Origin of the sequence: Tateyamaria pelophila, from assembly GCF_019966495.1 — a bacterium.
GTDB classification, from domain to species: domain Bacteria; phylum Pseudomonadota; class Alphaproteobacteria; order Rhodobacterales; family Rhodobacteraceae; genus Tateyamaria; species Tateyamaria pelophila.
Genome location: NZ_JAIMIA010000015.1, coordinates 40,193 through 52,852, shown reverse-complemented (window position 1 = coordinate 52,852; position 12,660 = coordinate 40,193). Strand labels below are relative to the sequence as shown.

Here is a 12,660-nt window from a genome sequence, read left to right as displayed (position 1 = left end):
ACAACCACCCGAGGCAAGACCGACCTGGCCGCGCGGTCAGCGGCCCCTGCCCGCATGGGTATATTTATTGTCGCCCGTGATTCCGGAACACTGAAAGTGGTGCCTCCTGCTGACACGCAAAAGAGCGGCCCTGGGGCCGCTCTATATTCGTCTTCAATCCTTCGGATCAGTTCGGGATCAGATCCGGGACAAGCGTCACGATCCCCGGGAAGGTCCAGAGCAAGCCCAAGCCTGCCACCTGGATCAACACGAACGGGATGATACCGCGGTAGATGTGGCCGGTCGTCACCTCCTTGGGCGCAACCCCGCGCAGATAGAACAGCGCAAAGCCGAAGGGCGGCGTCAGGAACGAGGTCTGCAAGTTCACCGCAATCATGATCGTCACCCATTTGGGATCAAAGGTACCGCCGTAAATGACGGGCCCCACAATCGGGATCACGATGTAGATGATTTCGAGGAAATCGAGGACAAAGCCCAAAACGAACAGCACCAGCATCACGATCAGGAACACCGTGAACTCGTTGTCGAACGATTTCAGGAATTGCTGGATGTAATGCTCGCCCCCAAAAGAGATGACCACGAGGTTCAGCAGTTGCGAGCCGATCAGGATGGTGAACACCATGCTCGTCACTTTGGCCGTTTCCCGCACCACCGGAGTCAGAACCCCCGACACGAACAGGATGTAGCAGCTGAACAGCAACCCAAAGAGCGCGTAGAGATACGCCGCATAAGCCACAAAGAACGCGACCCAGGATTGGAAGCTGACCCCATCTTGATTGATCCGCAGGTCAAAGTTCACACCCACAAGGATACATACGATAATCGCCAACGTAGACCAGATGATGATCTTGGGACTGCGATCCTGATCCGTGAGCTTGCGGTAGGCCGCCAGCATGATGGCCCCACCTGCCCCCAGCGCCGCAGCGGGCGTCGGGTTCGTGATCCCGCCGAGAATGGACCCCAGAACCGCAACGATCAAGACCAGCGGCGGAAAAACCACCCGGATCAGTTCGTTTTTGGAACAGCGTTTCACCCCTTCGATCACACCATACATGATTAGAATGAACGGGATGAACATCAGCACGACGTAAAGGCCCGCCGAAGTCGTCGGTCGCACCAGCGCTATATCGACCAGCAAGGCCAGCACGATGCCCACCCCTCCGATCAGCAAGGGGCGTGCGTCATGGCTGGGTGCAATGCCGCGCGCCGTGGTCATGATCAAACCCAGCAAGACCAGCAAGATGGCCGTGCCGGTCCCGATCGGTGCTGCCGATGCAATCTTGGCCTCAACGGCCGCTGCGTATTCTTCGTCGGTCAACCGTTCGGATTGCTGAACCCCACCAGCGTCAGAGATAACGACCTGCTGCGCAACGGCAACATCCCATGCCTCCTGCCCGTGCAGTTCAATCATCGCCGCCTGGCACTCTTCGCCCACATTGGTGCGCAGGCTCGCGCTTTCACCGATGTCGGAAAAGGCCGAAACGACCGTTGATTGGCTGCCCACGACGTTGAGATTACCCAACAGGATCGTGCCCACAATGATCAGGACAGGCGCGCCCAGAAACCATGTGAACGCTTCACCACGTGTGATCGGTTCGGCATTTGTCGCCCCCATCGGCACGGCAGGCGCCTTGTCCGGGTTCAGCAATGCATAGCCAAAGGCATAGAGCGCATATAGCAACGCCAGCAAAATCCCCGGCAACAATGCCGCCTGAAAGAGCGTCCCGACGGACACAACCGCAGGTTCGCCCAGATAGGTCAGCGCGTCGGTACACCCTGCCGTCTGCGCCCGCGCCTCTTGCGCCGCAGAATACAAGTCACCCGCAAGCGTCCCCAGCAAGACGATCACGATCGAGGGTGGAATGATCTGCCCCAAAGTGCCCGAGGCCGCGATGACCCCGGTTGACAGTTCAGGCGAGTAGCCATTGCGCAACATGGTCGGCAGAGCCAACAGGCCCATGGTGACAACCGTCGCACCCACGATCCCGGTGGAGGCCGCCAGAAACGCACCCACCACGACGATCGACACGGCCAGACCGCCGGGCAGCGGGCCAAAGACACGCGCCATCGTGGTCAGCAGATCGTTGGCGATTTTGGAGCGTTCCAGGGTGATGCCCATAAGCACGAACATCAGAACGGCCAGCAGCGTCTCGATCGACTGGCCCGCAAGAACGCGTTCATTCATGCGGTTCACGACGAAGGACACGTTGCGATCCAAGGCCACTTCCCATCCGCTCGGAAACACCGGTTCGCCGATCCGCGGCAAATCAGGGTATCGGAAAATACTGATCGTATCCGCCCTGATCCCGGAATTCACCAGATCTCGATAGGCGGCACTCGATTGGTCGATCGCCTGATGGATCAGCAATCCGGCACTGTCGAGCGCCGCGATGATCCCGAAGGAAATGACCCCTGCCCCCGCGATGGCGAAGGCCACCGGAAAGCCCGAAAGGATGCCCCCAAAGAGGCAGACGAATACAATGATCAGGCCGACTTCGACGCCATCAAGTCCAAACAACATGATTTTCTGCCCCTACTTCTTGTCTTTGATTGCGAGCCGTGCGTTCGGCCCTGCTGTGCTGTTGCGACGGATCATCAGTGCGTGCCCTCATAGGCTTCTTCGCCCTCACCCAGACTGTCACGGTCGAGGTATTTGCCTTCGCTTTCAGGTCCTTCCTTCCACTCCAGAAACGAGCGGTAGAAGAAAGCCACGGCCTGTAGGAAGACGAGCGCTGTAAAGGCGACAAGAAGGATCTTGAATAGGAAATATGCCGTGAACCCGTTGGGACTGAAGCCAATCGTCTCGACATTCCAGCGCAGCGCACGCGATTTCAACAGCAACCTGTCCAGCGTGTCGGAGGCGGACGGGTTCGGCACGATCAGGTGGCGCCACAGGAAGTACCAGCCGTACATCCAGATCAGGACGGCCGCCGGCATCATGAAGAAGAGCGACCCGAACATGTCGATCACCCGCTTGGCCCGGTGACCAACGGCGGAATAGATCAGGTCGACGCGTACATGGCCACCCTGCACGAAGGTGTAGGTCACGCAAAGACAAACGACCAACGCATTGTAAAGCTTCAGTTCTTCGGCGAACCAGGAGATATCGAATTGCAGTGGAATGCCGAAGCCGAACGAGATGTCGGGCCGGGTAAAAATCCGCTGCATGAAAACGATGATGATCTGTTGCAGGACCATAAGCAGGCCCGCCCAGGCAAAGAGCCGACCGATGCCGTTTGCGAAACCTTCGAGAACGCGTACGACGCCCCACATGAATTCGTTTCGCCACATACCGATGGCCGTAATGACCAACAGGATCGCCATTATGGCAAAGAAAAACTCAGTGGACCCACCGTAGTAAACAAAGCGCATGATCGCTTCTTTGTTACTCCAATCCAGCCACAGTCCGGGATGCGTGATGGCATAGGCGATATTATAATACGCCATCAACAATTCCTGAAACACCCAGACGATACCTCCGCCTAATGCAGACAGAATCTGACCGAATGATACGGCACCTTCGTTTTCCATAAATCTCCCCCGTCAAGTCTTGCCACAGGTCTGACTGTACAACAGATTTTCTTCTTATCAGTCAGAAAAAGGCCCCCCGCGATGGGGGACCTCTTTTTTGTTCGGTCGGAACCCGTTTAGCCGCCCAGAACGCGCACACGCTGCTCGACATAGAAGCCGTCGGACTTGTTGATCCAGCTGGCGGATGTCGCGAGGCTTTCTTCGAACGACTTGCGGATGCCCGCAAAGATTTCGTCGTCCATGTTTTCGTCCATCACCTCGATCGAAGCTGCGCCGAAGGCATCCCAAACATCGTCCGGGAATTGCAGCGTCTTGACGCCCTGCTGCTGCAAACGGGCCAGCGCGGCACCGTTGTTGGACAGCGTTTCGGAGAGCTGGAAGTAGGTCGTCGCACGGCTTGCACCTTGCAAGATCGCCTTGTGCTGTGGCGACAACTCGTTCCAGACGTCAAGGTTGACGTTGGCTGACAGTGCGGAACCCGGCTCGTGGAAACCAGCTGTGTAGTAGACCTTGGCAACTTCCTGGAAGCCGGCGCGCTCATCCGCCATCGGGCCGACCCACTCCAGACCGTCCAGAGCACCGGACGACAAGGCCTGATACAATTCACCACCGGGGATGTTCTGGACCGATGCGCCCAACTTGCCCAGTACCTTGCCACCCAGACCGGGCATACGGAACTTCAGGCCGTTGAAGTCGTCAGCCGAATTGATCTCGTTGCGGAACCAGCCACCGGACTGCGAACCGGAGTTCCCCGCCAGCATGCCTTTGAGGTTGAAGATTTCACCCAAGGCATCGTGCTGCTCCTGACCGCCGCCATGCTCGTACCAGTTGGTGACTTCCTGTGCGGTGCCACCAAACGGAACTGCTGTGAAATAGGCGTAACCGGGGTGCTGACCGATAAAGTAGTAATCCGCCGAGTGATACATGTCCGCCTGACCCGACGACACGGCGTCGAACACTTCCAGCGCGCCAACAAGCTCGCCCGGGGCTTTCTTGTCGATGGTCAGTTGTCCATCGGACATCGCTTCGGTGTATTCGACCAGATAGCTGGCCGCGTCATCCAGAACGGCAAAGCCGCGTGGCCAGGACGTAACCATTGTCAGGGTACGTTTGCCTTGCGCATAGGCCGGTGCGGCCAGAGTTGTAGCGGCGGCAGCAGTGCCACCCAGTGCTGACGTCTTCAAAAAAGAACGACGATCCATAGAGTTATTCCTCCCAGATATGATGCCTGTCCGAGTGAAGGACGGGCGGATCGATTCGAGTGTCGTCACACTAGCGATGGGCTTTCCAATTGAAATACCTAGTACTGCGTAGAAATGCGGGCTTATGCGGTTTTTACTCAATAAAATTCGCCAATTAGTAGCATTCGCTAAAGTTTCCGCTCAGTGTTAGCGCCCGTACAACCGTGCTCGCCCCTATGATTCGCCGCGCGTTCGTCGTATCGATTCGCGTGTGCGCTCACACTTTTCTCATCTGCGCCTGACATACGGGCAAAAGCTGTCTCTGGTAGCCGGAATTCCGCTGATCTTGGCGGTCGCGGCAATTGCCGTGCTCGTCGGGGTTCAGTCGCGTGCTTTGGCGGAACGCGAGATCCAAGCCTTGGAAACACAGCTGATCGAAGCAAAAAAACGCGAGTTGCGCAATTACGTGACCCAGGCGCGCAACGGCTTCTATTTCATATATGGCTCAGCAGCGCCGGATGATCAGGACGCAAAGGATCAGGTGGCCCAGATTCTTTCGGCGATGATCTACGGCGATGAAGGGTTCTTTTTTGTTTATGACTATGGCGGCACCAATCTGGTCAATCCGCGCCAGACCGAGATGATCAACAACAATCACATGGATTTGACCGACAGCCGCGGCACGCCCGTGATCGCCAATCTGATCGAGATCGCGCGCCAAGGCGACGGATACCTCACGCATCTTTGGCCCAAACCGTCCAACGGGCAAGAGGCCGAGATGATCACCTATGTCACCTCCTTTCCCTCTTGGCGGTGGGCCGTGGGAACCGGCGTCTTCATTGACGATGTCCTGACCAGCGTCGCCGTGGCCCGCGCAGAAGTAGAGGCGCGCGTGCAACGCACGTTCTACTATATCTCTGTCATCACGCTCACGGCGCTCTTGCTCGTCTTTGGCTCCGGGATGGCGCTGAACATCCGTGAGCGCAGGCTGGCGGATGCCAAGTTGAAAAAGCTGACCCAACTGGTTTTCGATGCACAAGAAGAAGAACGCGGTCGCGTCGCGCGGGAATTGCATGACGGCATCAGTCAGATCCTCGTCGGCGTCCGCTATGCTCTGGACACAGCGCGCCGACGTCTGGACAAGGGGCAGGACACGGCAAGCGAGCCGCTGGAGCGCGGGATCGAAAATCTTGGCACGGCCATCGCGGAGGTGCGCCGGATCAGCCGTGACTTGCGCCCCGGCGTCCTCGACGATCTGGGCCTCGGCCCTGCCCTGAAAACGCTGGTCGACGATTTTGGCACAAGCACCGGGATCGAGACGGAATTCACGACCGTGGTCTTTCGCAACCGGCTCGATTCCGAGGCCAAGATCGCCCTTTACCGCGTCGCCCAGGAAGCCCTCACCAATATCGAACGCCATTCCAATGCCACCAAGGTGACTGTCGACCTGCGCGGTCACAAACGGGGTGCGACGCTGCGCATCAGCGACAATGGCGCCGGACTGGACGCGAAACGCGATCGCCAGACATCGGGCATCGGGTTACGGAACATGCAAGAGCGGGTTGAACAGCTTGACGGACAGTTCCGGATCCTGTCTGAAACCCATGGCGGCACGGTGATCGAGGTAACAGTCCCCCTCACCCACCTGCTGCCGCCCGAAGACACAACCCAAACCAAATCTCAACCCAATGAAAGCGTCCGTGTATGACTCCGCTTATCCGTGTCCTCATCGTCGATGATCATCCCATGGTCGCCCAAGGCATTCAGTCCGTGCTCGAAGATCACGATGGGATCGAAGTCGTCGGCACGCTGCACAACGGACGCGCGGCGTTGGATCAACTGGAAACCCTCGCACCTGATGTCATTCTCATGGATCTCAACATGCCAGAGATGGACGGGCTTACCGCGACCGAGATGGTGTTGGAACGTCGCCCCGGCACCCGAATTCTGGTTCTGTCCATGCATGACAATCCCGAATACATCTCTTCCGCGCTCAGCCACGGCGCCATGGGTTATGTCCTAAAAGACGTACCCACGGACGAGATTGCAGAAGCCATCGAAACGGTCATGCGCGGCGAAAAGTATCTGTGTACCGGGGCCGAAGGCGCAATCGCGCCAAAATCCGGCGATGTGACCAGCGCGCTCACGAGCCGGGAGCAGACGATCCTGTTGCAATTGGCGCGGGGTCTGTCGAACAAGGAAGTGGCCAACGCTCTCGATATATCCGTCCGCACGGTTGAAACGCACCGCAAGAACATCAAGCGCAAGCTGGGGATCTCTTCCACCGCCGGGCTGACGCGCTATGCGCTGGAACACGGCGTCTTGCAGGGCACAGGCAACGCATTCTGAAGTCACCGCATCCCACCGGTGCCGTGCAAGGTTGATCGCACATATGGGTGGGATCACCCTGTTCGGGCGTAAAAGGCGCCACGCCAAGGCTGCGACTCTAACCACCCGATAGCAACGCAGTCTGAACGATTACGCAAAGCGCTCCCCGTTTGCCTGGTGACACACCGCCGTTAGTGATTCCGGCGACAATTCCACACTTCCCCTCGTGCCTGCCCCGTCCTTTGCGCATGATGACACGGCAGAGGCCATTACAAGCATCGTCGCACTCGGTCTTCTCGGGGCGGTTGTCGTCGGCGATCAACATGAACGTGGACACCAAGACTATATTCCGCGTCCCAACCTGCACGCAGACGAAAACGGCGTCGGGCGCTGCGCACACAAAGCCAATAAAACGGTCAAAGACGTGGGCGGGTACAAATTCAAGGTCAAACACGTAAAGAGTGTGAGCGCACACATCGACGGCTCTATGCATGTGTCTTTTGTGGCCACAGGTTATTACGATTTCGGACATAAACGTCCGATATCAACTGCATGGTCACAGGCGATAGGGTGACTAGCCTCAAGCAGAATTGAAACCGCGCAGCCACCCAACAACCTTTCCTGCGTTCAGATGCTGCCGCAAAACGCGCATTCACCCCGCTTTCCACCCGCGCAGTCCTTCAGGCGTTGGCTCCTATATCAGGAGCGATCTCTTGCAGGTCATTCACAAAGGCGCGCGCGCCGATGTTAATTGATGGTTTTGACAATGTTAGTTGCGAATACCTACGCCCCCCTTGTAACTGTTGATCTTGGGCGGCCGTGATAGTTTCGGTCGCTCGCACCTTAGGAGAGAGATCATGGGAACGCGATTTCAAATGAAACCACTGATTGCCATACTCATGGTCCTGGTTTTGACCGCGTGCACGCGCGCACCGCAAATCATCGGCGTCATCAATCCAGAAGTCCCCGTCAACAGCGTCGTCGACCTGACCAAGCACCGCGTGTTCATCATTTCCACGCGCGAGGCGTCAGAAGTTGTTGGTGCCTTCTTTTCCGCGGAACGCGCACCGGAACTTGCCCTTGCCTCGGTCGATGCAACGATCCCGCCAACCCATGTAACCGGCATGTTGGAACGACCCGAGAAACTGCCACCCGACCCCCGCACGGAATTCACCGTTGTCAATCCGATCATATATGAAGGGAACAATACGTTCGTTTCCGAGGTGAACCGCGAACTGGCCAAACGCGCCCCCGGCGACCGAAGGCTGTTGGTCTTCGTGCATGGATTTAACAACACGGCCAGCGAAGCAATCCTGAGGCTCGCCCAGTTTGTCGAGGATACCGGATTCACAGGAGTGCCGGTCCTTTATACCTGGGCATCGGCGGCAAAGGGCAGCGCCTATGTTTACGATATCAACAGCGCGCTGGTTGCACGTTCAAAGCTCGATGAAATGGCAGAAATACTGAGCAAAACAAAAGCCGAAAGCGTCGATGTTTTCGCACATTCAATGGGCACGTTTCTGACGATGGAAGGGCTGACAAGAGCGCATGCTCAGGGCAAACTCGGCACCAGAACACGGATCAATCACATTGTGCTGGCATCGCCCGATATTGATATCGACTTGTTTCAAACTCAAATCACAGAATTACCGCCCGCCATCCTCGAAAAGATGTACCTGCTGATTTCCAAGGATGATGTTGCCCTGAGAATTTCGCGCCGCATTGCGGGGGGCGTGCCACGTGTGGGTGCCGCCGACGTGGAGGCCCTTGAAGCATTCGGAGTGACGGTCATTGATCTTGGACAGGTCAGCGATTCGACCTCCGGAAGCCATTCGAAATTTGCTGGCTCTCCCGAAGTGGTGCAACTGATCGGAGTCGGCCTGAATTCAAACCGCGATTTCGGTGCGAGCGGGCAAGACAGGCCACTCGACGAGTTGCTGGACGGCGTTCCAGTGCGAATTTTCAGAAACTGAGCAGGGCAACCGCTCGACAGGCGTTCGTTTGCAAAACCATCCGGGATCAGCACAGACTGACCCCGGATCTTGGGTGCTTCGGCGGATTCTGGCATAAATTTTGCCGTTATTTCTGCGAAAGCCTCCGAAACGAAAGATTGTGTCGTATTTTTTTCGATCAGCGACACTTTTTTCTCTGATTGGCTGTTGACGCTCCTTTTGGGCACGCATAGGTTCCGACCACGCAAAGAAGGGCCTTTTGGCAATGACAAAACTAGTCGTCATCGTAGGACATCAGCGCATGGGCCGGTAACGGAAATCCAAATCGATACCCATGCGCCCCCGAAACCCGGGGGCTTTTTTATGCGCAACAGCAACCGCAACTCGGAGCACGCGGACATGAAACGTCAAATGACCGGAGCGAAAATGGTCGTCCAGGCCCTCATTGATCAGGGCGTCGACACGGTATTCGGATATCCCGGTGGCGCTGTGCTGCCGATTTACGACGAAGTTTTTCAACAAAACTCGATCAAGCATATTCTGGTGCGCCACGAACAAGGCGCGGTACACGCCGCCGAAGGTTATGCGCGCGCAACGGGCAAGCCCGGCGTGTGCCTGGTGACGTCCGGCCCCGGCGCCACAAATGCGGTTACTGGTCTGACCGACGCGCTGATGGATAGCATTCCAATCATCGTGCTGACAGGTCAGGTGCCGACATTCATGATCGGTTCGGACGCCTTTCAGGAGGCCGATACGGTCGGCATCACCCGTCCCTGCACCAAGCACAACTGGTTGGTGAAGGAAACGGACAAGCTGGCCGGGGTGCTCCACGAAGCGTTCCACGTCTGCACCTCCGGTCGACCCGGACCCGTTCTGGTGGACATCCCCAAGGACGTCCAGTTTGCCACGGGGGAGTATACCAGTGCCAAACCGTCCACCTCGCGGTATCAGCCGCAGGTCAAAGGCGACATGGGAGAGATCATGGAACTCGTGGCCGCGATCGAAACGGCCAAGCGCCCGATCTTCTACACCGGCGGCGGTGTGATCAATTCGGGACCCGCGGCCAGCCAATTGCTGCGCGAACTTGTGGACGCCACAGGTTTTCCGATCACCTCGACCCTGATGGGGCTCGGATGCTATCCCGCCAGCGGTAAAAACTGGCTCGGAATGCTTGGAATGCATGGGCTCTACGAGGCGAATATGGCGATGCATGATTGCGATCTGATGATCAACATCGGTGCACGCTTTGACGACCGCATCACCGGGCGCCTCGATGCGTTCAGCCCCAAGTCGAAGAAAGCACATATCGATATCGATCCTTCGTCCATCAACAAGGTGATCAAGGCCGATATTCCGATTGTGGGCGACGTCGCCCATGTGCTTGAGGACGTTTTGAAGGTCTGGAAATCGCGCGGTCGCAAGACGAATGCTGCACCTGTGACGCAGTGGTGGAGCAAGATCAATGCGTGGAAGAAAGTTGACTGCTTGAAGTTCAAGCAGGAAGGCAAGACGATCAAACCGCAATACGCCTTGCAACGTCTTGAGGCGCTGACCAAGGACCATGATCGCTATATCTGTACCGAAGTGGGCCAACATCAGATGTGGGCGGCGCAATACCTGAACTTTGAGGATCCCAATCGCTGGATGACGTCCGGCGGACTGGGTACGATGGGCTATGGTTTTCCCGCCTCCATCGGCGTTCAGATGGGGCATCCCGAAGCGCTTGTGATCAACGTGGCGGGCGAAGCGTCCTGGTTGATGAACATGCAGGAACTGGGAACCGCGATGCAATTCAACCTGCCGGTAAAACAGTTCATCCTGAACAACGAACGGTTGGGCATGGTGCGCCAGTGGCAGGAATTGCTGCATGGGGAACGGTATTCGCATTCATGGTCGGAAAGCTTGCCGGATTTCGTGAAGTTGGCGGAAGCTTTTGGCGCAAAAGGCATTCTGTGTTCGGATCCGGATGATCTTGATGACGCGATCATGGAAATGCTCAACTATGACGGGCCGGTTCTGTTTGACTGCCTGGTCGAAAAGCACGAAAACTGTTTTCCGATGATCCCCTCGGGCAAAGCCCATAACGAAATGCTGCTCGGCGAAGCCGACACGCAAGGTGTTATTGACGCAAAAGGATCGGTTTTGGTGTAACGCGCCGTTTTCCGACACGGAAAACGAGCCGGAAACCGTGCCGGTTTCCGGCGGCTCCAAACGCTCCTGCCCTTCAAATAAGTGAGAACCAAGCAATGTCAGCGCTAAACCTCAAAAAAGGCTCCAGCAGCCACTCCGCCTACAACCTGCGCCCAACATTTTCGGACACCGTCGAAAAACATACGCTCGCCGTTCTGGTCGAAAACGAACCGGGGGTTCTGGCCCGTGTAATCGGGCTGTTTTCCGGGCGCGGATACAATATCGAAAGCCTGACCGTCGCCGAAGTGGACCATCAAGGCCACCTGAGCCGGATCACCATTGTCACCACCGGAACACCACAGGTAATCGAACAGATCAAGGCACAGCTCGGACGGATCGTATCCGTGTATAAAGTGAACGATCTCACCGTCGAAGGGCCCTCTGTCGAGCGGGAACTGGCAATGTTCAAGGTATCTGGTCAGGGCGACAAACGCGTCGAAGCGTTACGCCTCGCTGATATTTTCCGCGCCAACGTCGTGGACAGCACTTTGGAGAGCTTTGTGTTTGAAATCACGGGCGCCCCGGAAAAAATCGACGCCTTTGCCGATCTCATGCGCCCATTGGGTTTGACCGAAGTGGCACGCACCGGCGTTGCGGCCTTGCCGCGCGGTGATTAGGCAAAGGGCTGTTCGGCCTTGAGCAAGCGTTGGTGAAAGGGCAACAAATCTTCGAAGGCGCAATAGCCCGCAGCCTTGCCCGCGGCCTTTGCAGGTCCAAGCCCGTGACCAAGATACTCATATACCATGCGTACAACCCTTTCATTTTCGGTTGTTTCGCGCACGGTGCGCGTCACATAGCCGACCCAGAAGTTGTTTTCGAATGAACTCACCCGATTGAGAAAGTTGAAAGAGCCGGTCATCAAACTGCGGCGCGAGATCAACGCCCCGACCCCTTCCTCCTGACGCAGGACGAGACCTCGAAATTCACGTGCATTGCGACCGGAAGGCAAGCCTTGCGATTGCATCGCGGCACGGGCCTCAAAGCCGCGAATGAAGGTCGCGTTGTCCTTGCGGAACACCCAGACAAGTCCGAGCACATATTGTAATCGATCCAGAAAACTTCGGCGGGAAAACCGGTAGAAGCCGGAGGGAAAGAGGCTCTCAGGTACGTCTCGGGCCTCTTGCCCCATGAAATCACGCAAGAACGGGTCGCCAAGCGGGTCATTGCCATGTCCAATGTTTTCGACGGGCTCCAGCAAAATACGCGCATCGACGTCAAAGAAAGAGCATATACGCGCTAAAACGTCAGGCCGCGGAAAGCTCTCTCCAGACAAATATCGATTGAATTGGGTTCGGTTTATCCCCAATTGACGCGACAATTCAGAAATCGACGGGTAGCCTGTTGCCAAGCTTCGCAGATTTAATCCGAACATGTTGCGCAATTCCGAGGGTGATCTGCGCATCTCAGCCATTGGCTACGCCTAACTCGCTTTGTATGGTCCTGCAAACGCTTTGAAGATTTGTTCGGGACGTGCACGA

General features: G+C 56.8%; 9 protein-coding genes. 5 read left to right on the top strand and 4 right to left on the bottom strand.

Annotation, left to right across the window (positions count from 1 at the left end; genetic code table 11):
* Positions 1-166: 166 nt before the first annotated feature.
* The 3 genes from LC354_RS07325 to LC354_RS07315 form a co-directional block, all read right to left on the bottom strand.
* Entirely contained in the window at positions 167-2,521 is a 2,355-nt protein-coding gene (locus LC354_RS07325) for a TRAP transporter large permease (protein WP_223422480.1), read from the bottom strand.
* A 74-nt stretch (positions 2,522-2,595) separates the two neighbouring features.
* A complete protein-coding gene (locus LC354_RS07320; protein WP_223422479.1) occupies positions 2,596-3,531 on the bottom strand; it encodes a TRAP transporter small permease subunit in 936 nt (311 codons plus the stop codon).
* Positions 3,532-3,647: 116 nt separating this feature from the next.
* Positions 3,648-4,733: a TRAP transporter substrate-binding protein gene (locus LC354_RS07315; protein WP_223422477.1), complete on the bottom strand. Its 1,086-nt coding sequence runs from the start codon at positions 4,731-4,733 to the stop codon at positions 3,648-3,650.
* A gap of 250 nt (positions 4,734-4,983) precedes the next feature.
* Between LC354_RS07315 and LC354_RS07310 the strand changes: the two genes are divergently transcribed.
* From LC354_RS07310 to ilvN, 5 genes are all read left to right on the top strand, one after another.
* Positions 4,984-6,420 (top strand): cache domain-containing protein, encoded by a 1,437-nt coding sequence (locus tag LC354_RS07310; protein ID WP_223422475.1) that lies wholly within the window; start codon positions 4,984-4,986, stop codon positions 6,418-6,420.
* Positions 6,417-7,061: a response regulator transcription factor gene (locus LC354_RS07305; RefSeq protein WP_223422473.1), complete on the top strand. Its 645-nt coding sequence runs from the start codon at positions 6,417-6,419 to the stop codon at positions 7,059-7,061. Before LC354_RS07310 ends, LC354_RS07305 begins: the two co-directional genes overlap by 4 nt.
* An 836-nt stretch (positions 7,062-7,897) precedes the next feature.
* Positions 7,898-9,013 carry an alpha/beta hydrolase gene (locus LC354_RS07300; RefSeq protein WP_223422472.1) on the top strand — a complete coding sequence of 372 codons (1,116 nt, stop codon included), beginning with the start codon at positions 7,898-7,900 and terminating at the stop codon, positions 9,011-9,013.
* Between the two features lie 378 nt (positions 9,014-9,391).
* Positions 9,392-11,143 (top strand): acetolactate synthase 3 large subunit, encoded by a 1,752-nt coding sequence (locus tag LC354_RS07295; protein ID WP_223422470.1) that lies wholly within the window; start codon positions 9,392-9,394, stop codon positions 11,141-11,143.
* Between the two features lie 95 nt (positions 11,144-11,238).
* Complete coding sequence (gene ilvN, locus LC354_RS07290) at positions 11,239-11,799, top strand: acetolactate synthase small subunit (protein WP_223422469.1); 561 nt, start codon at positions 11,239-11,241, stop codon at positions 11,797-11,799.
* Here the strand turns inward: ilvN and LC354_RS07285 are convergent.
* Complete coding sequence (locus tag LC354_RS07285; protein WP_223422467.1) at positions 11,796-12,593, bottom strand: helix-turn-helix domain-containing protein; 798 nt, start codon at positions 12,591-12,593, stop codon at positions 11,796-11,798. The two genes, ilvN and LC354_RS07285, sit on opposite strands and share 4 nt — an antisense overlap.
* Between the last annotated feature and the right edge of the window lie 67 nt (positions 12,594-12,660).